Here is a 21,661-nt window from a genome sequence, read left to right on the forward strand (position 1 = left end):
TGGAAGCTCAATATGGCGTTATTACAAATTAGTGAGCCGGGCCTGAGTGCGGCACCCCATCAGCGTAAGCTTGCGGCGGGTATCGACTTAGGCACCACGAATTCACTGGTTGCAACTGTTCGTAGCGGGCAAGCTGAAACGCTGCCTGACCATGAAGGGCGTCACCTGTTACCTTCGGTGGTGCACTACCAGCAACAAGGCCTGAATGTGGGCTGGGACGCGCGTGCGCAAGCCGCAACAGATCCGGCAAACACCATCAGCTCCGTAAAACGTCTGATGGGCCGTTCGCTTGCCGATATCCAGGCGCGTTACCCGCATCTGCCTTATTCATTCAAAGCGAGTGAAAACGGCCTGCCGATGTTAGATACCCCGGCCGGGCTGCTGAACCCTATTCGTATTTCATCCGACATCCTTAAAGCACTTTCCGCTCGCGCAACCGAAGCGTTAGAAGGTGAACTTGATGGCGTGGTGATTACCGTTCCTGCTTATTTCGACGATGCACAACGCCAGGGCACCAAAGACGCTGCGCGTCTGGCTGGCCTGCATGTGTTGCGCCTGCTTAACGAACCGACCGCAGCGGCTATCGCCTACGGCCTGGATTCTGGCAAAGAAGGCGTTATCGCGGTCTATGATTTGGGCGGCGGTACTTTTGATATATCTATTCTGCGTTTAAGCCGTGGTGTGTTTGAAGTGCTGGCAACCGGCGGCGATTCCGCGCTGGGCGGCGATGATTTCGACCATCTGCTGGCTGACTGGTTGCGTGAGCAAGCCGGTGTGGCTGATCGCAGCGACAACCGAGTGCAGCGCCAGTTACTCGACGCCGCCATTGCTGCGAAGATCGCCCTGAGCGATGCCGAAACCGCGACGGTTGAAGTCGCAGGCTGGACAGGCACTGTGACGCGCGAGCAGTTTAACGAGCTGATTGCAGCGCTGGTTAAACGTACTTTACTGGCTTGCCGCCGTGCGCTCAAAGACGCAGGCGTGGAAGCAGATGAAGTGCTGGAAGTGGTCATGGTTGGCGGTTCAACTCGCGTACCATTAGTGCGTGAACGTGTTGGCGAATTCTTTGGCCGCACGCCGCTGACTTCCATCGACCCGGACAAAGTTGTCGCCATTGGTGCGGCAATTCAGGCGGATATACTGGTGGGTAATAAGCCAGACAGCGAAATGCTGTTGCTGGATGTGATTCCACTGTCGCTTGGCCTCGAAACCATGGGCGGCCTGGTAGAGAAAGTCATTCCACGTAATACCACCATTCCAGTGGCGCGTGCGCAGGACTTTACGACCTTCAAAGACGGCCAGACGGCGATGTCGATTCAGGTGTTACAGGGCGAGCGCGAACTGGTACAAGATTGCCGTTCACTGGCTCGTTTTGCGCTGCGCGGAATACCTGCGATGCCAGCGGGTGGGGCGCATATTCGCGTCACCTTCCAGGTGGATGCTGACGGCTTACTGAGCGTCACCGCGATGGAGAAATCCACCGGCGTTGAAGCATCAATCCAGGTGAAACCTTCTTATGGCCTGAGTGATGGCGAAATCGCCAGCATGATTCAGGACTCCATGAGCTATGCCGAGCATGATGTGAAAGCGCGCATGCTTGCAGAGCAAAAAGTCGATGCAGCCCGGGTTCTGGAAAGCCTGCAGGGTGCATTAACCAGCGATGCCGCGCTATTAAGCGCTCATGAGCGAGCGGAAATTGACTCAGCGGTTGCGGCGTTAAGTGCTGCTGCAGCGGGCGATGACACCGATGCTATTGAACAAGCCATTAAAAACGTAGACAAACAAACACAGGATTTCGCCGCACGTCGTATGGATGAATCAATCCGTAAGGCGCTGAAAGGCCACTCCGTGGACGAGGTTTAACATGCCAAAGATTGTTTTTCTGCCTCATCAGGATTTGTGTCCAGATGGTGCAGTTTTGGAAGCGAATGTCGGTGAAACCATTCTTGACGTTGCACTGCGCAACGGCATCGAGATTGAACACGCCTGTGAAAAATCCTGTGCCTGCACCACTTGCCACTGTGTCGTGCGTGAAGGCTTCGACTCCCTTGCTGAAAGCACGGAAGATGAAGACGACATGCTGGACAAGGCCTGGGGCCTCGAGCCTGAAAGTCGCTTAAGCTGCCAGGCTCGCGTGACTGATGAAGACCTGGTTGTTGAAATGCCACGTTACACCATCAACCATGCACGTGAGCACTAACAGGAGTAGCTTATGGGACTGAAATGGACCGATAGCCGCGAAATTGGCGAAGCGCTGTACGACAGCCGCCCGGATCTTGATCCAAAAACGGTGCGTTTTACCGATCTGCACCAGTGGATCTGCGATTTGGAAGATTTTGATGACGATCCAGGCGCATCCAATGAAAAAATTCTGGAAGCGATTCTGTTAGTCTGGTTAGATGAGACTGACTAATTGAACCAAGCGGGCTGCCTCAGGCGGCCCGTTTTTATATGAAGCATGAGCTGAAAAGTATAAGGAAAAGAAAATGTCAGAAGCCATGAAAATCACGCTATCCACCTCGCCTGCCGATGCGCGTTGGGGCGAAAAAGCCGCTTACAGTATTAATGACGAAGGAATTACCCTGCACCTGACAGGCAAAGATGACCTGGGGCTAATCCAACGTGCGGCACGTAAAATTGACGGCCAGGGCCTGAAACACGTACAGCTGGCAGGTGATGGCTGGGATGTCGAAAAGAGCTGGGCATTCTGGCTGGGTTACCGTGCACCGAAAGGCACGCGCAAAGTTGACTGGGCTGTGCTTGGCGAAGCCGAGCAAAAAGAGCTGAATAACCGCCTGAAAATCATCGACTGGGTGCGCCACACCATTAACACGCCTGCTGAAGAGCTCGGCCCGGAGCAACTGGCTTCCCGCGCCGTTGACCTGCTGTGTGACGTGGCTTGCGATAATGTTTCTTACCGCATCACCAAAGGCGAAGATCTGCGCGAGCAGAACTATATGGGTATCCATACTGTTGGCCGCGGTTCCGAGCGCCCACCTGTGTTACTGGCGCTGGATTACAACCCAACTGGCAACCCGGATGCACCGGTTTATGCCTGCCTGGTCGGTAAAGGTATCACTTTCGATTCCGGCGGCTACAGCATGAAGCAAAGTGCATTCATGGATTCCATGAAGTCCGATATGGGCGGCGCTGCCACCATTACCGGTGCACTGGCATTTGCAATCACTCGCGGTCTCGATAAGCGCGTGAAACTGTACCTGTGCTGCGCAGACAACCTGGTGAGCGGTAACGCCTTCAAACTGGGCGACATCATTAAATATCGCAACGGCAAAACCGTTGAAATCATGAATACCGACGCAGAAGGCCGCCTGGTGCTGGCTGATGGTCTGATTGACGCTTGTGCGCAAAAACCAGAATTGATCATCGACTGCGCAACCTTAACGGGTGCGGCGAAAACCGCGTTGGGTAATGATTACCACGCGCTGTTCAGCTTTGACGACGGGCTGGTCAACCGTTTGATGGAAAGCGCTGCGGCAGAAAACGAGCCATTCTGGCGTTTGCCGCTGGCTGAATTCCACCGCAACCAGTTGCCATCTAACTTTGCCGAGCTGAACAACACTTCAAACGCGTCCTTCCCAGCAGGTGCCAGCACGGCGGCAGGCTTCTTGTCCCACTTCGTGGAAAACTATCATGAAGGTTGGCTGCACATTGACTGCTCTGCTACTTACCGTAAAGGTGCGGTTGAGCAGTGGTCCGCTGGCGCAACAGGCATTGGTGTACGCGCGATTGCGAATTTGTTGACTGGAAAGTAACGTTACCTCAAGTTAATGTCGGATGTCGCTAACGCTAATCCGACATACGAAGGTAATGAAAGCAGTTGTAGGGTGGATTAGCGAAGCGACATCCACCATATTGCTGGTAAGCGAGCGGTGGATGGCACTTCATTTATCTACCCAACAAATTCTCATTCTGTTTTCCCCTGGAATTACCATGTCAGAAGCAAAAAACGAACTCGAAACGCTGCTTGAGCAGGCCGCCACGGAACCCGCTCACCGCCCGGCATTCTTCCGCGTGTTACTGGAATCCACCGTTTGGGTACCGGGTACCGCCGCTGAAGGCGAAGCTATTGACGCCGATAGTGCAGTCGAATTGCAGCACTGGGAAAAAGATGACGGCACATCCGTCATTCCGTTCTTCACCTCCGTTGAAGCGTTGCAACAGGCGATAAGCCACGAACAGGCATTTGTCGTGATGCCAGTGCGCACTCTGTTTGAAATGACGCAGGGCGCGACACTGTTTCTGAATGCAAAACTGCCCACCGGTAAAGAATTTACCCCGCGTGAAATCACTCATTTGATAAGCGATGAAAGTGACCCTTTAACTCAGCAGGAAGTGCTGGATGGCGGGACATCTTTGCTGCTTTCCGAAGTGGCTGAGCCACCGGCACAAATGGTCGACTCCCTGACCACGCTGTTTAAAAACCTGAAAACCGTGAAGCGTGCGTTTATCTGCTCGATTAAAGAACATGCAGATGAACAACCGAACCTGCTGATTGGTATTGAAGCTGAAGGTGATATCGACGCGATTATTCGCCAGGCGGGAAGTGTTGCAACGGACACCTTACCGGGCGACGAGCCAGTCGATATTTGCCTGGTGGCGGAAGGTGAGAAGGGCATCAGCCACTTTATGATGGCGCACATTACACCTTTCTATGAACGCCGTTGGGGCAGTTTCCTGCGTGATTTTAAAACCAACCGGATTATCTGATTTTTTATGCTGTTGCCTGCAACAGCAATAAATCAATCAGCATCACCAGATTCGACTCAAATGAGGTGATCCCGGCGGCCTCTGCCGCATAGTGGATTGCCTCGTCATACAGCGGAAAATGCACATCAGCCAGTTCGGATAAACTGTTTGGCGATGCTCGCGTGAACGCCACAATCGACATCCCCACATTTTGCGCGACCCGCGCCTTATCCAATACTTGCTCTGTTTCACCGCTGCGAGAAATGGCGATAAACACCTGATACTTTGAGGCGTTACTTAAAAAGATGCCCCGACTGTCGCCCGGCCCGGAAATAAACGCCGTTTTCCCCAACACCTGAAGTTTCTTGGTCAGGTATTCCGCGAATAAATAAGAAAACCCGGCTCCGTACAAAAAGAAACTCTCTTTTTCCCGCAGTAATGTCGCAAACTCCGCCATCAGTTCAGGCGTGACCCAACGGAAAGTCTGGCGGTAATTATCGACAAACTGATCAAATAAAACCGGCAGTTCGCTGGTGGACTGAGCAGGTTGGTTAGCAATATGCGGAGTGCTGGAAAGTAGCTGCTTACAATGCCAGATAAACTCGCTGTAACCGCTAAATCCGAGCTTCTGGCACAGTCGCATAATGGTGGCGCTGGAAACAAAAGTCACCTGAGCAAGTTCCCGCACCGTGATATTACCTACCAGCAATGGGTGGTTTGTCACGTGCGAGAGAACGCGGTATTCAGCGCGGGTTAAAGATTCCCCGCGCTCAAGAAGACCTGCCAGTCGGTTGTCCATTACTGTGCTTGAGCAGGTTCGACGGGTAAATCCGGTCGTGCTCCCCATTCACTCCAGGAGCCGTCGTACAATGAAACACCGTTAACGCCAAGCGTGGTTAGCGCCAATACCACCACTGCTGCTGTTACGCCTGAACCGCAACTGGCGATAATCGGTTTATCAAAGCTCACGCCCTGGCGGGTAAAGATTTCACTCAGTTCATCGGTAGTTTTCAACTGACCATTTTCTACCAGATCGCCCCAGGGTACGTTCAGCGCACCTGGAATATGCCCACGCCTTAAACCAGGACGAGGTTCATCCGCTTGTGCGTTAAAACGTGGAGCAGGGCGAGCATCAACAATCTGCGCAGTGCCTTCATGGCTAACCAGCAGAACATCGGTCAGGCGCTTAATCACCATTGGATCGAAATTCACGTCGAAATCGCCTTCCGGCAATTCAACATCACCTTGCTGTAGAGGCAGTTCTTCACGCTGCCAGTCGGCCAGGCCACCAGCCAGAATCGACACACTTTCAACGCCGAAAGTACGCAGCATCCACCATGCTCGCGGTGCGGAGAACAGGTTGCCTTCATCGTAAACAACCAGATGTTTATCACTACTGATACCCAGCTCTCGCATGGCGACAGCAAAGGCTTCAGCACGCGGCATCATATGTGGTAAAGGGCTGGTGTGGTCGGAAAGGGCTTCGATATCGAAAAATACTGCGCCAGGCAGATGGCCGGCACGGTACTCAGCCTGCATATCACGTAAATGTTCCTGACCAGCTGGTGCCATACGAGCATCAATAATCTGGATGTTCTCATCATTAATATGTTCTGCGAGCCAGTCGCCCGCAACGAAGAAAGTGGTGGACATGGTTGCCTCCGAATCGTTATTTACTCTCGGATTGTCGGTGTTTTTCACCAAACCGACAAGCAACCATGTCCAGGTGCGCGAGGTGCCTCGTATTTATTGCAAAACTATTTCACAGCCTCGCCATCTTTCCAGGCCTGTTGCAGTTGCGGCCAGTAATCGCGATTAGCTTCAATCATATCGTCGAGAATCGCTTTTGCATGTTGCATAGTAGGCACGCTGCGGTTGAGCGTAAACGCCTGCAATGCCTTTTCATAACTGCCTTCGATAGTGGCTTCGACCAGCAATTGTTCTGAAGCTAGCTGCTGCATCAATAATGTCTGATGGAACAGTGGAACCGCACCCATGCGTACCGGTTCTGGCCCTTCGGAAGTGATATAAGCCGGGACTTCAACCATTGCGTCATACGGCAGGTTGGCAATCGCCCCTTTGTTTTCCACAATCACCAGGTGACGCTGGCGCAAATCAAAGGCCAGTGAACAAGCGACATCAACAATAAAGGCACCGTGTACGCCAACATGGAATGCGTCCGGCAAAATCCCGGTTTTTTTGTATTCATCCGCCGCTGCAAACAGCTTCTTCTCGCGCCCATCCATCACTTCGTTGGCACGAGTGTAATCAGGGTTTTGGTGCTCAACGATGTCGTTTGGCATTAGGTAATACTGCAAATACGGGTTCGGCAGATATTCCGGGAAATGGTCCATAATCGGCTTAATGTGACGCCAGGTTTTCACCCATGACGGGTCGGAATGTTGCGGATCGGTTTGTGCGGCATCTTCTGTCAGTAGGCCAAACTTAGCGATATGGCGGCGCAGCTCCGGCAGGCGGTCTTCGCCATCAACCAGCACGCGGGTAAACCAGCCGAAATGGTTCAGGCCGAAGTAATCGACTTCCAGCTTGTGGCGATCAACCCCAAGAATGGCACCCATATTGCGCATTGCCGCTACCGGCATATCGCAAATATTTAACACGCGAGCTTTCGGGCGCAGACGACGAACCCCTTCAGCAACAATTGCCGCCGGGTTGGAATAGTTCACAATCCACGCTTTTTGATGGGCGTAACGCTCAACAAAATCACATAACTCGACCATAGGCAAAATGGTGCGCAGGCCATATGCCAGGCCGCCTGGCCCGCAGGTTTCTTGCCCAACCACACCATGGCGTAGAGGGATTTTTTCATCCTGCTCACGCATCTTATATTGCCCGACGCGCATTTGTGCGAAGACAAAATGGGCACCACTAAAGGCAACTTCCGGGTCAGTAGTTACGGTGAATTTTATGCTTTGGCTATGGTCGCGAATGACTTTCTCAACCACCGGAGCAATGACCGACTGGCGCTCGCCATCAATATCGTAAAGGCGAATTTCAGCTAACGGGAAATCGGCCAGGCGCACCATCAGGCTTTTAACAATGCCAGGCGTGTAAGTACTACCGCCACCGGCAATGGACAAAATAAATGGGGGGTTAAACATCATTGACTCCTTTAGAGAAATGTCTCTACTGCTTCACGCATTTTTTTGACATGCAGCCCGTAGACCACCTGAACGTTATTACCTTGTTTAATGACCCCTTTCGCACCCGTTGATTTCAGGCGGGGTTCGTCGATAACTGACACATCGCGCACCGTGACTCGCAAGCGGGTGTAACAGTTGTCGACCACTTCAATATTGGCCCGGCCACCGAGGCCTTCGATAATCGCTTCACCCAAGCCATCGTTGCTGCCTTTGGCTTGATACTCTTGTTTGCTATACAGTTTTGTCTCCTGGTCATCACTCTCGCGCCCCGGCGTTTTCATATCGAAACGGCGAATCAGGAAACGGAACACCAGGAAATAGATAACCGACATCACCAGCCCGACCGCGATGTACATCGGCCAGTTGGATTTCTCGGTGCCAAGCGGCAGGTTATAGAGAATGAAATCGATAATTCCGTTGGCACCGATGGCGTGAACGCCCAGCAGATAGAACAGCATCATGCCAATACCAGTCAGTACCGCATGCACTCCGAACAGCAGTGGGGCGACAAACAGGAAGGAAAACTCCAGTGGCTCCGTAACACCAACCAGCATGGATGTCAGGGCTGCCGGGATGAGAATGGCTTTGGCTGCTGCTTTGCGCTCAGGTTTCGCCGTCATATACATCGCAAGAGCCGCAGCAGGGAGGCCGAACATTTTGCTTATGCCGCGAGCATCCCAAACAACGGTGCTGCTAAGTTGATGGACGCTCGGACATGCCATTTCTGCGAAGTAAATATTGCGCGCGCCCTGGTAAACGCTGCCGCAAACATCGGCAGTCCCCCCTAATTCGGTATACAGGAATGGGGTATAAACAAGGTGATGTAGACCCGTTGGCACCAGAATACGTTCCAGGAAACCGTAGATAGCAACGCCAAATGCCCCGGCACCTTTAATCGCCAGCGCCAGTGCGCTGATACCATGCTGAGCAAATGGCCAGAGTTCGCTCATCACCACGCCAAGCAACATTGAAACCGGCAGCATAATAATGGCGACAAAACAGTGGCCGGAGTAAATGGCCATCGCGCCAGAAAACTGTACGCTGGAATAGCGGTTGTACAGATATCCTGAAAGCGCCCCGGTCAGTATCCCGGCAAAAACACCCATCTCAAGCACTTGCACACCTAAAACCATGCTTTGCCCAGCGGCCCGCATTTGGTCGGCAGGTGCTAATTCGCCCTGCAATTGCAACGTTACATTCATCGCATTAATGAAGACGATAAAAGTGACCAGGCCAATCAATGCTGCATATCCTTTGTCTTTTGCAGCAAGGCCAATTGGGATCCCAACGCCAAACACCAGAGCCAGGTTTGCCAGTACCGAAACGGCAGATTTAGCGATCAGCACACCCGTATGCTGAATAGAAGAGTGACCGAGGAACGGTAAGTACTCGGCCAGGTTTCCATTGCCCAATACATTACCAAACGCGATAAATAAACCGACGATGGGTAAAATAAGTACTGGGCCGTAGAGCGATTTTCCGAAGTTTTGTAGGGCATTAACGGCACTTTTCATTTAGCAGTCTCTTATTATTACTTTGGCTAAACACCGCGTTGAGGCAGCGACTCAGCCAGAAATGTAGCAAGAAAAAAGGCACTTCATCCATCTATCCTATTGTTTTAAAAACAAATGACTCACAAGGTAACATATAACCTTTCAGGTTGTGATCGCGCTTGCACTTTGAAACGACACGCTGATGAAACCGTTGCACGATGCCAGCTTCCCTTTGCGAGCGAGTACGCAATGCCGAATTTGGATACTTTCGTTTTTCTGATGAACCCGCATAATAGTTGTAGAACTTGGTGATTTAATGGGCCCAATCGGCCAGGGATAAAAATGAGATCAATTCGTCTGGTAGGACTGGCAGCAACGCTAATGGCTGCTTTGGCACTTGCGGGCTGTGACAATAACGACAAACCAAAACCGGTGGCGAAGAGCGAAACTTCCGCTCAGCAACAGGATGCTACCCCAGTTAAGCCTGATGCCTCGCAGCTTGAAAAACTGGCGAAGGATTCAGCAGGCAAGCCGCTTAAATTGCTTGATGCCTCTGAAGTACAGCTTGATGGTGCAAGCACGTTGGTACTCACATTCTCGATTCCCTTAGATCCCAACCAGGATTTCTCCCGGGTGGCGCATTTAGTCGATAAAACCAGCGGGAAAGTTGATGGTGCGTGGGAGCTTTCAGCCGACCTCAAAGAATTGCGTTTACGCCATCTCGAGCCGAAACGTGAACTGATTTTGACCGTTGATAGTGGGCTGCTTGCACTCAATAAAGCGACATTCGATAGTAATTTTGAGAAGCAAATTTCAACCCGTGATATTCAACCGAGCGTTGGTTTTGCCAGCCGGGGGTCATTACTTCCGACTAAAGTTATTGCCGGTTTACCGGTCATGGCGCTCAACGTCGATAAAATTGACGTCAATTTCTACCGTATAAAAAGTGAATCACTAGGTTCCTTTGTTAGCCAGTGGCAATACCGAAACTCAGTATCTAATTGGGAATCGGACAATCTTTTAAAACTTGCTGACTTAGTTTACAGCGGCAGGTTCGATCTTAATCCGGCACGTAATACCCGCGAAAAATTATTGCTACCGTTAGGCGAGATTAAGCCGCTGCAACAGCCAGGCGTCTATATCGCCATTATGAATCAGGCAGGCCATTACAGTTACAGCAACGCGGCGACGTTGTTTACTTTAAGTGATATCGGGGTGTCAGCTCACCGCTACCATGACCGCCTGGATGTGTTTACTCAAAGTCTTGAAAATGGTGCTGCACAATCAGATGTCGAAATCACGTTGCTTGATGAAAAAGGGCACACGCTTGCACAGGCTAAGAGTGATGGCGATGGTCATGCGGTGCTTGAGAAAATAGAAAAAGGCACGTTGTTGCTGGCGAGAACAAGCGAGCAGACGACGATGCTAGACTTAAACCGCCCGGCGCTGGATCTGGCCGAGTTTAACATTGCTGGTGAGCCCGGTTTCAGTAAGGAGCTGTTTATGTTTGGCCCAAGGGATCTCTACCGCCCTGGGGAAACAGTACTGCTGAATGCATTGTTACGTGATAGTGACGGGAAGGTATTACCAGCACAGCCAGTAAAACTGGAAGTTGTAAAACCTGATGGCCAAGTCGCCAGAACGCAGGTCTGGCAATCAGAAAATGGCTTATATCAGTTCAGTTATCCGCTAAGTCATGATGTACAAACGGGTAACTGGCAAGTGCGTGTAAATACGGGTGATAACCAGCCACGCATTTGGGCTTTTAAAGTTGAAGACTTCATGCCGGAGCGTATGGCTCTGAACATCACAAACCAATCGCAATCCGTTGGCCCTGATGAGTCTGTGAATTTCCAGATTGCCGGGCGTTATTTGTACGGTGCACCAGCTTCCGGGAACAGCTTGCAAGGGCAATTGTTCCTGCGCCCATTACGTGAAGCTGTATCGGCCTTACCAGGCTTCCAGTTTGGCGACATTAACGAGGAAAACCTCACCCGAAATCTTGATGAGGTTCAGCTTCAGCTTGATGAACAAGGCAAAACAACGGTAAGCACAGATAGTCAATGGGCAGATGTTCACTCACCATTACGGCTGGTACTGCAAGCCAGCTTGCTAGAGTCAGGTGGCCGTCCGGTAACACGCCGTGCGGAGCAAGCTATTTGGCCTGCGGAAGCACTGCCGGGCATTCGTCCTCAATTTGCGAGTAAAGAAATTTACGATTACCGCACCGACAGCACACGAATCCAGCCGATAGTCGACGAGGACACGAACGCAGGTTTTGATATCGTTTATGCCAATGCTAAAGGTGAGAAACTGGCGGTCTCTGGTCTTGATGTGCGTTTAATTCGCGAACGTCGGGATTACTTCTGGAACTGGGAAGAGGGCCAGGGCTGGCAGTCTCAATACGATCAGAAAGATCTCGTAGAGGCTGAACAAAAACTGGATCTTGCCGCAGGTGAAACGGGCAAAGTGGCTTTCCCGGTTGAGTGGGGTTCCTACCGTCTGGAAGTTCGCGATCCTGACACTAATATCGTCAGTAGCATTCGTTTTTGGGCAGGCTACAGCTGGCAGGACAACAGCGATGGAGAGGGGGCTGTGCGCCCTGACCGTGTAACGCTGAAAATTGATAAACCGAGTTATAAGCCTGGTGACACCATCAATCTGCATATTTCTGCTCCGGCGGCTGGCAAAGGCTATGCAATGGTTGAGTCCAGCGATGGCCCGCTGTGGTGGAAAGAAATTGATGTTCCGGAGAAAGGTCTGGATATCGCTATTCCGGTCGATAATAGCTGGCAGCGGCATGATCTGTATCTCAGCACGCTTGTTATTCGACCTGGAGATAAGAGCCGTGCCTCCACGCCAAAACGTTCTGTTGGGATTTTGCATCTGCCACTGGGAGACGAAAGCCGCAGACTGGCGCTTTCTTTAGAAGCACCAACTAAAATGCGTCCGAATCAAAACCTCACGGTTAAAGTAAAAACCAAGCCGATTAACGGTGAAATGCCAAAGCAAATTCATGTGCTGGTTTCAGCTGTGGATAGCGGCGTGCTGAATATTACTGACTACAAAACCCCAGATCCTTGGGAAGCCTTCTTTGGCCGTAAACGTTATGGAGCGGATTTATACGATATCTATGGCCAGGTCATTGAGGGGGAAGGGCGGCTTGCGGCTTTACGTTTTGGTGGTGATGGCGATGAAGGTGACGAATTAAGCCGTGGCGGTAAAAAGCCGGTAAACCATGTCACTATCATCGCTCAGCAAGCTCAGCCAGTGCAATTAGACGCAAATGGTGAAGGTACTGTCACGCTCCCTATTGGTGATTTTAATGGTGAGCTACGGGTTATGGCGCAAGCCTGGACCGACGACCACTTTGGTAACAGTGACGAAAAAGTTGTTGTTGCGGCTCCGTTGGTTACTGAACTTGCAGCACCACGCTTCATGGCCAGTGGTGACAGTAGCCGTTTGGCTATGGACCTCACCAACCTGACAGACCAACCTCAACAACTTAGTATTAACCTGAAAACTACCGGCTTGATTGCATTGAACTCTGCTTCAGTGCAATCCGTGACGTTACTACCGGGTGCACGCAAAACCGTGTTTATTCCGGTTCGCGCATTGAACGGCTTCGGTGATGGGGAGTTAGCAGCACAAATTACCGGACTTAGCTTGCCTGGTGAAACTTTTGCCCCACAGCAAAAACTGTGGAAATTAGGTGTCCGTCCTCCGTTCCCGGCGCAAAACATCAACAGTGGTGCGGTGCTTGCAGCGGGTGAAGTTTGGGATATTCCACCGCAACACATTTCCGGCCTGGCACCTGCAACACTTGAAGGCCAGGTGCTATTGAGTGGTCGGCCGCCGCTAAACCTCGCTCGCTATATTCGCGAACTGAAAGCCTATCCATATGGCTGCCTGGAACAGACTACTAGTGGGTTGTTCCCGTCGCTTTATACCAACCAGGCACAGTTAGCAGCTCTGGGCATTACAGGAACTAGCGATGAACAGCGCCGCGCTGCAATCGACCTGGGGATTGCTCGCCTGCTGGACATGCAACGCGACAATGGCAGTTTCGGCCTATGGGACAAAGAAGGGCCAGAAGAATACTGGCTAACAGCGTATGTGACCGATTTCCTTGTTCGTGCGAGTGAGCAGGGTTATAGCGTTAATACTGACTCGCTAAATAAAGCTAACCAGCGCCTGCTACGTTATCTCCAGGATTCCGGAGTTATCGCTTTACGCTACAGTGATGATGCTGCTGCCAGTAAATTTGCTGTTCAAGCGTACGCCGCTCAGGTATTAGCTCGTCAGCAAAAAGCACCATTGGGTGCCTTGCGTGAACTTTGGTTGCGCCATAGCAGTGCTCGTGCAGGCTTACCGCTGTTACAACTTGGTGTGGCACTGAAGTTGATGGGAGATGCACCACGAGGTGATGAAGCTATCAAGTTAGGTTTGCAAACCAGCCGTAGCGACGAACGTATCTGGATGGCAGATTATGGCAGTGAGTTGCGTGACAAAGCGATGATGCTGAGCCTGCTGGAAGAGAACAAATTGCTACCAGAACAGCAGAATCAATTGCTGATGGACCTCTCTAATCTTGCATACAGCCAGCGCTGGCTTTCCACGCAGGAAAGTAATGCGTTGTTCCTGGCGGGTCGCAACTGGCAAACGGCGAAAGGGGATTGGCAGTCACAGGTATCTTTTGCAACCGAATCATTATCGGGTACTCAATCAGTGACACGTAATTTGTCTGCTGAACAACTCGCTGGCCTACAGATTTCTAATACCGGGACGGGTAATCTCTATCTTCGATTAGATACGGTTGGTTATCCACAACAGGCTCCAGCGCCTTACAGCAACGTGTTGCACATCGAACGCCATTTCCTTGATGCGAAAGGTAACAGCAAGTCGTTGTCAGAATTGAAAAGTGGTGAATTGGTGATGGTCTGGCTGGATGTATGGGCAGATAAAAATGTGCCTGATGCTCTGGTCGTTGATTTGCTGCCTGCCGGGTTTGAGTTGGAAAACCAGAACCTTTCTGAAAGCAGCGCCAACCTGAGTGACAGTGATAGCCAGATTCAGGGCTTGTTGAACCAGATGCAGCAGGCGGATATCCAGCATATGGAGTTCCGTGACGATCGCTTTGTTGCCGCGTTACCGCTCAATGAAGGCCAGCATGCGACCCTGGTTTACCTTGCTCGCGCTGTGACTCCGGGAAACTATAACGTGCCGGTTTCACAAGTGGAGTCGATGTATGTACCTCAGTGGCGGGCAACAGGAACCAGCACCGGCATGCTGACTGTTCATCCGTAACTGGCAAGGCAAAATGCTAAAGCCATTTCGCTGGCAGCGCCGCTATTTCCTGGTGGTGCTGCCAATTATTTTATGTCTGGGGATTTGGCTGGCAGACCGGCTTTGGCCGCTGCCGCTTTCTCAGGCGAATAACGCACGAGTTGTCGTCGCGGCTGATGGCACACCCTTGTGGCGTTTCGCTGATGAGAACGGGATCTGGCGCTATCCGGTTACGTTAAACGATGTTTCACCTCGTTATCTCGAAGCTTTAATCAACTATGAAGATCGCTGGTTCTGGGATCATCCGGGAATTAATCCTCTATCGATTTTGCGTGCAGCCGGGCAGGATTTGCTTAGCGGCAAAGTGATTTCCGGTGGCAGTACCTTGACGATGCAAGTCGCCCGCTTGCTCGACCCGCACCCTCGCACATTTGGGGGCAAAATCCGCCAGGTTTGGCGCGCTTTGCAACTCGAATGGCATCTATCGAAAGAACAAATTCTCACGCTCTACCTTAACCGCGCACCGTTTGGCGGGACGTTACAAGGAGTGGGGGCTGCCAGTTGGGTTTACCTCGGAAAATCCCCGCAACACCTAAGTTATGCTGAAGCTGCTTTACTGGCGGTTCTTCCGCAAGCGCCAAGCCGTTTGCGCCCGGATCGCTGGCCTGAGCGGGCGCAAGCCGCCCGTAACAAAGTTCTTATGCGTATGGCCGAGCAAGCCGTCTGGGAGCCACAGCAGGTAAAAGAATCTCTCGAAGAACCGGTATGGCTGGCGCCACGGCAAATGCCGCAATTGGCGCCGTTGTTTTCACGCTATCTGGTGAACCGCAGCAAAGAACAGAAAATAACGACAACGCTGGATGCGCCATTGCAGCGCCAATTGGAAGAGCTGGCACTGAACTGGAAAGCTCAGCTCCCGCCACGTTCATCAATGGCGATATTGGTTGTCGATCATACCACCATGGAAGTGCGTGGCTGGGTTGGTTCAGCCGATATCACCGATCAAAGTCGTTTCGGGCATGTCGATATGGTCACCGCAATTCGTTCACCCGGATCGGTGCTGAAACCCTTTGTTTATGGCCTGGCGCTGGATGATGGGCTGATTCACGCCACGTCATTGTTACAGGACGTACCGCGCCGCTTCGGTGATTACCGGCCAGGGAATTTTGATACTGGTTTTCATGGCCCGGTCAGTATGAGTGAAGCGCTGGTGCGTTCCCTCAATCTCCCGGCGGTTCAGGTACTCGAAGCCTACGGCCCGAAACGTTTTGCCGCACAATTGCGAAACATTGGTTTGGATTTGCGGTTCCCGCAAGGCAGTGAACCTAATCTCTCGCTGATTCTTGGCGGCGGCGGTGCGCGTCTTGATCAGATTGTCGCTGCATATAGCGCCTTTGCCCGTCATGGTAGAGCTGCTCAGTTACGTTTACAGCCAGAGCAACCATTAGTCGAGCGCCCATTGATGTCGGCTGGTGCGGCCTGGATTATTCGCCGTATTCTGGCAGGAGAGGCACAGCCGCAGCCCGATGCCACATTGCCTGCCGTTGTGCCTTTGGCCTGGAAAACAGGCACCAGTTATGGATATCGCGATGCGTGGGCCATTGGAATTAACCCACGTTATTTGATTGGTATCTGGACAGGACGCCCGGATAGCACACCGGTTGCCGGGCAGTTTGGCTTAGGAAGTGCCGTGCCGTTACTTAATCAAGTTAACAACTTACTACAAGCCAACTCTGGTGTGCAGCAGGCGCGGCTACCCGTTGACCCTCGTCCGCCTTCTGTTTCCGAAGGGAAAATTTGCTGGCCGGGTGGGCAGAATTTGCCAGCCGCAGATAGTAATTGCCGGCGCAAATTAACGGGTTGGTTACTCGATAACAGCGAGCCGCCCACGCTTGAAGCACCAGGCCAGGAAGGAATTCAGGGATTAAGAAAGGTCGTCTGGTTAGATGAACAGGGAAAACGCGTGGCTGCTGATTGCTCGGGAGCAAGGCAGCAGACTATCTCTTTGTGGCCGCTGCCGCTTGAACCATGGTTACCGATGAGTGAAAGACGTGCAGCCCGTTTGCCGGAATTGTCAGAGCAATGCCCGCCCCAGCAGAAAGATGAAGTTACGCCTTTATTGTTGTTAGGGGTTCGCGAGGGCGCTATTTTGAAGCGTCTTCCTGGTGAATTGCGCTTACCGCTTCGTTTAAGTGTTCAGGGAGGACAGGGCGATCGCTGGTGGTTTTTAAACGGTGAACCGGTTAGTGGAAATAGTAGCGCAATCGCACTAAATCTGGATAAACCGGGAGCGTACCAGGTTTTGGTTCTTGATGAAGCTGGGCAGATTGCCGCCGCTCATTTCGTATTGCAGTAGAGCGTTAGTCTAATTTTCAGGCGTTCGCATTAAAATGTTGCCGATATTCATCTTATTTTAAAAAAATGTTACCTGTATCCATAGGCAACGCGAGACTTGCTCATTATAATCGGCGCCAAATCATAACCGGTTATCCCTCCCTTCAGGGGCCGGGCAAACAGAACAGACACAGAGGTAATCATGGCTATTGAACGTACTTTTTCCATCATCAAACCAAACGCGGTGGCAAAAAACGTTATTGGTAATATTTATGCTCGTTTTGAATCCGCAGGGTTTAAGATTGTTGGCGCAAAAATGCTGCACCTGACTTCTGAACAGGCTCAGGGTTTCTACGCTGAGCACGAAGGCAAGCCTTTCTTCGATGGTCTGGTTGCGTTTATGACTTCCGGCCCAATCATGGTTAGCGTACTGGAAGGCGAAAATGCCGTTCAGCGTCACCGTGACATCCTGGGTGCAACCAATCCGGCAAACGCTTTGGCTGGTACTCTGCGTGCAGATTACGCTGACAGCTTTACCGAAAACGGCACTCACGGTTCTGATTCTGCTGAATCTGCTGCGCGTGAAATCGCTTATTTCTTCGCTGAAGGCGAAGTTTGCCCACGCACTCGCTAATAAGCATTAACTGTTAAGCGACAGTTACATTTTATTTGTATGTACGTCGCTTTCAGCCATGGCTTCTGTGCCATAGAATTTGTACAATGCTACGCCCCGGATGAGCTTGCTCTTCGGGGCGTATCTTTTTAACCCACCTGGGGCCGTAACGTGTAACAACGAGGCCGGAAGAAATTATGTCAGAGCAAATTATCACTCCTGAGACACCAGTTTCAGTCGTTTCCAACAAGTCCGAAAAAATCAACCTGTTGGATCTTAACCGCCAGCAACTGCGTGAGTTTTTTGCCGAAATGGGCGAAAAACCATTCCGCGCCGATCAGGTCATGAAATGGATGTATCACTATTGCAGTGATGACTTCGATGAAATGACTGACATCAACAAAGTTCTGCGTAACAGACTTAAAGAAGTCGCTGAAATCCGCGCTCCTGAAGTTGCCGAAGAACAGCGTTCTGCCGATGGCACTATTAAATGGGCAATCCGCATCGCTGACCAGCTCGTTGAAACGGTGTATATCCCTGAAGAAGACCGCGCCACACTGTGCGTTTCTTCTCAAGTTGGATGTGCTCTGGAATGTAAATTCTGCTCAACAGCTCAGCAAGGCTTCAACCGTAACCTGCGTGTTTCCGAAATCATCGGGCAGGTATGGCGTGCGGCGAAAATTATCGGCGCGCAAAAGAAAACCGGCGTACGTCCTATTACCAACGTCGTCATGATGGGTATGGGTGAACCGCTGCTGAACCTCAACAATGTGGTTCCAGCAATGGAAATCATGCTTGATGACTTTGGTTTCGGGCTTTCCAAACGTCGCGTTACTCTTTCTACTTCAGGTGTAGTTCCGGCGCTCGATAAGTTGGGTGACATGATTGATGTGGCATTAGCCATTTCTCTGCATGCTCCCACCGACGAAATTCGCGACCAGATCATGCCGATCAACAAAAAGTACAACATCGAGACTTTCCTGTCCTCTGTGCGTCGTTATCTGGAGAAATCCAACGCCAACCAGGGTCGTGTAACCGTGGAATACGTTCTGCTGGATCACGTCAACGATGGTACTGATCATGCGCATCAATTGGCAGAATGCCTGAAAGATACGCCATGTAAAATTAACCTGATCCCATGGAACCCGTTCCCTGGAGCGCCATATGGCCGTAGCTCCAACAGCCGTATCGACCGTTTCTCAAAAGTATTAATGAGTTACGGCTTCACTACCATCGTGCGTAAAACGCGTGGCGATGATATTGACGCGGCTTGTGGTCAGCTGGCTGGCGAAGTGATTGACCGCACCAAACGTACGTTACGTAAGCGTATGCAAGGTGAACCTATTGATGTTAAAGCAGTCTGATAAGCTATTGCTTTTGTCAGATAAGAACCCTGTGCCAGCGATGCCACGGGGTTCAAAAAACACATAGTTATATCTTGCAGTTATGCAAGTTTAGCGAGTGACTTTAAGATTAATAATTACGGTGCGTTTCATAGCGCTTTAAGGCAGTATGTAACGGTACAACAATAGTTTAGGCGCATCTATTTAAACCATCGCTGGTCGCAATTGACTGACAACATTAAAAATGGTGTCTATGGTTAACTCATCAGTGATTAAGTCGTTCACAAAATGCAGCATGTTTATGTGAACAAGTAGTTTGAGCTGAATGTTATGTTGTCTGGGGTTTATCCTCCAGAACACAGATTTGTTTCGCGAAGCGGGAGAGCGTGGTGAAGCGGAAACGCTGTGCTACAAGACTCCGGCCTAATTCCTCAATCGAACAGTCCCAGCAATTGTAGCTAATGAATACTGAAGCCACTCACGAATCAAATGCAGAAAAAACCACGGGTGAACGTTTACGTGTTGCCCGTGAAGAACTCGGTCTTAGCCAACAAGCCGTGGCCGAACGCCTGTGCCTGAAAGTTTCTACCGTTCGGGATATTGAAGATGACAAGGCACCTGCCGAGTTAGCCTCTACTTTCCTGCGTGGTTATATCCGTTCTTATGCACGTCTTGTGCGTATTCCGGAAGAAGAACTGTTGCCAATGATGGAAAAACAGGCACCTATCAGAGCTGCTAAAGTGGCTCCGATGCAAAGTTTTTCACTGGGGAAACGCCGTAAGAAACGTGACGGTTGGCTGATGAGCGTAACCTGGCTCGTTTTGTTCGTCGTTATCGGCCTGACGGGTGCATGGTGGTGGCAAAACCACAAAGCGCAGCAGGAAGAGATTTCGACTATGGCCGATCAATCTTCAGCTGAACTTTCTGCCAGCAACAGTAACTCTCAGTCAGTACCTTTAACTACCAGCGACTCATCTACTGCTGATACTTCTGCACAGCAACCTGTGCAGACCCCAGCGGCATCGCAGCCTGCTCCAGTGACTGATTCAGCATCAAATCAGACTCCAGCAGCAACGGCTCAGCAAACCACTACAGCGGATTCTTCCGCAGTAGTGGCACCAAGCCAGGCACCTGTAGACAATGCGCAAGCCACTGCAACGCCAGCGGCTCCGGCGCAAAATGCCGCACTCCCTACCGATCAGGCTGCTGTGACTACGGCTCCTGCAACTGACCCGAATGCGTTAGTGATGAACTTTAACGCCGATTGCTGGCTTGAAGTGACTGACGCAACCGGCAAGAAATTGTTCAGCGGTATGCAGCGTAAAGATGGCAATTTGAATTTAGCCGGTCAGGCACCGTATAAGTTGAAAATTGGTGCTCCAGCTGCGGTTCAGATTCAGTTCCAGGGTAAACCTGTCGATTTGAGTCGCTTTATCAGAACTAGCCAGGTTGCACGTCTGACAGTAAGTGCTGAATAATTGCAGCCAGCATGACGCGTAATTGTGGAGATTTGTAATGCATAATCAAGCCCCAATTCAACGTAGAAAATCCAAACGGATCTACGTCGGGAATGTGCCAATCGGCGACGGGGCACCGATCGCCGTTCAGTCTATGACCAACACCCGAACCACTGATGTTGAAGCCACTGTTAATCAGATTCGAGCCTTAGAAAGAGTTGGGGCCGATATCGTTCGTATATCCGTGCCAACGATGGACGCAGCAGAAGCGTTCAAGCTTATCAAACAGCAGGTCAACGTCCCGTTGGTCGCTGATATCCATTTTGACTATCGTATCGCCCTCAAAGTTGCTGAGTATGGCGTCGATTGCTTACGTATCAACCCCGGCAACATTGGCAACGAAGAGCGTATTCGCGCCGTTGTAGATTGTGCCCGGGACAAAAACATTCCGATCCGTATCGGTGTTAACGCCGGATCGCTGGAAAAAGATCTGCAAGAAAAGTATGGCGAGCCAACGCCCCAGGCGTTGTTAGAATCGGCGATGCGTCACGTGGATCATCTGGATCGTCTCAACTTTGATCAGTTCAAAGTGAGCGTAAAAGCCTCCGACGTTTTCCTGGCGGTTGAATCTTATCGTTTACTGGCTAAGCAAATTGATCAACCGCTGCATCTCGGGATCACCGAAGCTGGCGGCATGCGTAGCGGCTCAGTGAAATCAGCGATTGGCCTCGGCTTACTGCTTTCCGAAGGGATCGGTGACACGCTGCGCGTATCACTGGCTGCCGATCCGGTTGAAGAGATCAAGGTCGGTTTCGACATTCTGAAATCTTTGCGTATCCGTGCACGCGGTATTAACTTTATCGCCTGCCCAACCTGTTCGCGCCAGGAGTTCGATGTGATCGGTACCGTGAACGCTCTCGAAGAGCGCCTGGAAGATATCATCACGCCAATGGATGTTTCGATTATTGGTTGTGTGGTGAACGGGCCGGGCGAAGCGCTGGTTTCCACTTTAGGTGTGACCGGTGGCCACAAGATGAGTGGTTTCTACGAAGACGGTGTGCGTCAGCGCGAGCGAATGGATAACGAAAACATGATTGCGCAGCTTGAAGCGCGTATTCGTGCCAAGGCTTCCATGCTTGATGAATCGCAGCGGATTAGTATCCAGCAGTTGGAAAAATAGTGCGAAACATGGGAAGCATTCGGCTTCCCGTGTATGATTGAACCCGCCAGACGTTTTGCTAAAGCAAACAGTCTGATTTCGGGT

15 protein-coding genes are annotated in these 21,661 nt (G+C 51.3%); 11 read left to right on the forward strand and 4 right to left on the reverse strand.

The window, feature by feature from the left end; translation table 11 throughout:
- Positions 1-12 precede the first annotated feature (12 nt).
- The 5 genes from hscA (at position 13) to sseB (ending at position 4,728) form a co-directional block, all read left to right on the forward strand.
- Entirely contained in the window at positions 13-1,863 is a 1,851-nt protein-coding gene (hscA, locus tag EDF88_RS12415; RefSeq protein WP_134184933.1) for a Fe-S protein assembly chaperone HscA, read from the forward strand.
- Between the two features lies 1 nt (position 1,864).
- On the forward strand, positions 1,865-2,200 hold the full coding sequence (gene fdx, locus EDF88_RS12420) for an ISC system 2Fe-2S type ferredoxin (RefSeq protein WP_034459208.1): 336 nt from the start codon (positions 1,865-1,867) through the stop codon (positions 2,198-2,200).
- Positions 2,201-2,212: 12 nt separating this feature from the next.
- Positions 2,213-2,413 (forward strand): Fe-S cluster assembly protein IscX, encoded by a 201-nt coding sequence (iscX, locus tag EDF88_RS12425; protein ID WP_064513065.1) that lies wholly within the window; start codon positions 2,213-2,215, stop codon positions 2,411-2,413.
- Positions 2,414-2,486: 73 nt separating this feature from the next.
- Entirely contained in the window at positions 2,487-3,773 is a 1,287-nt protein-coding gene (gene pepB / locus EDF88_RS12430; RefSeq protein ID WP_134184935.1) for an aminopeptidase PepB, read from the forward strand.
- Between the two features lie 178 nt (positions 3,774-3,951).
- Positions 3,952-4,728 carry an enhanced serine sensitivity protein SseB gene (sseB, locus tag EDF88_RS12435; protein ID WP_064513061.1) on the forward strand — a complete coding sequence of 259 codons (777 nt, stop codon included), beginning with the start codon at positions 3,952-3,954 and terminating at the stop codon, positions 4,726-4,728.
- A gap of 4 nt (positions 4,729-4,732) precedes the next feature.
- On the opposite strand, the gene EDF88_RS12440 is transcribed toward sseB, so the two are convergent.
- The 4 genes from EDF88_RS12440 to EDF88_RS12455 all read right to left on the reverse strand — a co-directional run bounded on the left by EDF88_RS12440 (position 4,733) and on the right by EDF88_RS12455 (position 9,385).
- Positions 4,733-5,506: a MurR/RpiR family transcriptional regulator gene (locus EDF88_RS12440; RefSeq protein WP_134185583.1), complete on the reverse strand. Its 774-nt coding sequence runs from the start codon at positions 5,504-5,506 to the stop codon at positions 4,733-4,735.
- Entirely contained in the window at positions 5,506-6,360 is an 855-nt protein-coding gene (gene sseA / locus EDF88_RS12445; RefSeq protein ID WP_064513057.1) for a 3-mercaptopyruvate sulfurtransferase, read from the reverse strand. Before sseA ends, EDF88_RS12440 begins: the two co-directional genes overlap by 1 nt.
- A 104-nt stretch (positions 6,361-6,464) precedes the next feature.
- Positions 6,465-7,829 carry a 6-phospho-alpha-glucosidase gene (locus EDF88_RS12450; protein ID WP_134184937.1) on the reverse strand — a complete coding sequence of 455 codons (1,365 nt, stop codon included), beginning with the start codon at positions 7,827-7,829 and terminating at the stop codon, positions 6,465-6,467.
- Positions 7,830-7,840: 11 nt separating this feature from the next.
- Positions 7,841-9,385 (reverse strand): PTS transporter subunit EIIC, encoded by a 1,545-nt coding sequence (locus EDF88_RS12455; RefSeq protein WP_134184939.1) that lies wholly within the window; start codon positions 9,383-9,385, stop codon positions 7,841-7,843.
- A gap of 321 nt (positions 9,386-9,706) precedes the next feature.
- Here EDF88_RS12455 and EDF88_RS12460 point away from each other — a divergent pair, with 321 nt between their 5' ends.
- From EDF88_RS12460 to ispG, 6 genes are all read left to right on the forward strand, one after another.
- Entirely contained in the window at positions 9,707-14,671 is a 4,965-nt protein-coding gene (locus EDF88_RS12460; RefSeq protein WP_134184941.1) for an alpha-2-macroglobulin, read from the forward strand.
- Between the two features lie 13 nt (positions 14,672-14,684).
- Positions 14,685-17,006 (forward strand): peptidoglycan glycosyltransferase PbpC, encoded by a 2,322-nt coding sequence (gene pbpC, locus EDF88_RS12465; RefSeq protein WP_134184943.1) that lies wholly within the window; start codon positions 14,685-14,687, stop codon positions 17,004-17,006.
- 180 nt (positions 17,007-17,186) lie between these two features.
- Positions 17,187-17,618, forward strand: a complete 432-nt coding sequence (gene ndk / locus EDF88_RS12470; protein ID WP_064513049.1) for a nucleoside-diphosphate kinase — start codon at positions 17,187-17,189, stop codon at positions 17,616-17,618.
- 176 nt (positions 17,619-17,794) lie between these two features.
- Complete coding sequence (locus EDF88_RS12475; protein WP_064513046.1) at positions 17,795-18,961, forward strand: bifunctional tRNA (adenosine(37)-C2)-methyltransferase TrmG/ribosomal RNA large subunit methyltransferase RlmN; 1,167 nt, start codon at positions 17,795-17,797, stop codon at positions 18,959-18,961.
- Positions 18,962-19,401: 440 nt separating this feature from the next.
- The gene (rodZ, locus tag EDF88_RS12480) at positions 19,402-20,418 is read left to right on the forward strand and encodes a cytoskeleton protein RodZ (RefSeq protein WP_064513044.1); all 1,017 of its coding nucleotides are present in this window, start codon (positions 19,402-19,404) and stop codon (positions 20,416-20,418) included.
- Positions 20,419-20,455: 37 nt separating this feature from the next.
- Complete coding sequence (gene ispG, locus EDF88_RS12485; RefSeq protein ID WP_064513042.1) at positions 20,456-21,577, forward strand: flavodoxin-dependent (E)-4-hydroxy-3-methylbut-2-enyl-diphosphate synthase; 1,122 nt, start codon at positions 20,456-20,458, stop codon at positions 21,575-21,577.
- Positions 21,578-21,661 lie beyond the last annotated feature (84 nt).

Source organism: Buttiauxella sp. BIGb0552 (genome assembly GCF_004366275.1).
Lineage (GTDB): Bacteria > Pseudomonadota > Gammaproteobacteria > Enterobacterales > Enterobacteriaceae > Buttiauxella > Buttiauxella gaviniae.

Bases quoted from the DNA above. Each gene is read 5' to 3' on its own strand.
- ndk (WP_064513049.1), top strand. From the start codon at position 17,187: ATGGCTATTGAACGTACTTTTTCCATCATCAAACCAAACGCGGTGGCA.
- EDF88_RS12455 (WP_134184939.1), bottom strand. From the start codon at position 9,385: ATGAAAAGTGCCGTTAATGCCCTACAAAACTTCGGAAAATCGCTCTAC.
- pepB (WP_134184935.1), top strand. From the start codon at position 2,487: ATGTCAGAAGCCATGAAAATCACGCTATCCACCTCGCCTGCCGATGCG.
- iscX (WP_064513065.1), top strand. From the start codon at position 2,213: ATGGGACTGAAATGGACCGATAGCCGCGAAATTGGCGAAGCGCTGTAC.
- sseA (WP_064513057.1), bottom strand. From the start codon at position 6,360: ATGTCCACCACTTTCTTCGTTGCGGGCGACTGGCTCGCAGAACATATT.
- pbpC (WP_134184943.1), top strand. From the start codon at position 14,685: ATGCTAAAGCCATTTCGCTGGCAGCGCCGCTATTTCCTGGTGGTGCTG.
- sseB (WP_064513061.1), top strand. From the start codon at position 3,952: ATGTCAGAAGCAAAAAACGAACTCGAAACGCTGCTTGAGCAGGCCGCC.
- EDF88_RS12475 (WP_064513046.1), top strand. From the start codon at position 17,795: ATGTCAGAGCAAATTATCACTCCTGAGACACCAGTTTCAGTCGTTTCC.
- ispG (WP_064513042.1), top strand. From the start codon at position 20,456: ATGCATAATCAAGCCCCAATTCAACGTAGAAAATCCAAACGGATCTAC.
- EDF88_RS12450 (WP_134184937.1), bottom strand. From the start codon at position 7,829: ATGTTTAACCCCCCATTTATTTTGTCCATTGCCGGTGGCGGTAGTACT.
- EDF88_RS12460 (WP_134184941.1), top strand. From the start codon at position 9,707: ATGAGATCAATTCGTCTGGTAGGACTGGCAGCAACGCTAATGGCTGCT.
- hscA (WP_134184933.1), top strand. From the start codon at position 13: ATGGCGTTATTACAAATTAGTGAGCCGGGCCTGAGTGCGGCACCCCAT.
- rodZ (WP_064513044.1), top strand. From the start codon at position 19,402: ATGAATACTGAAGCCACTCACGAATCAAATGCAGAAAAAACCACGGGT.
- EDF88_RS12440 (WP_134185583.1), bottom strand. From the start codon at position 5,506: ATGGACAACCGACTGGCAGGTCTTCTTGAGCGCGGGGAATCTTTAACC.
- fdx (WP_034459208.1), top strand. From the start codon at position 1,865: ATGCCAAAGATTGTTTTTCTGCCTCATCAGGATTTGTGTCCAGATGGT.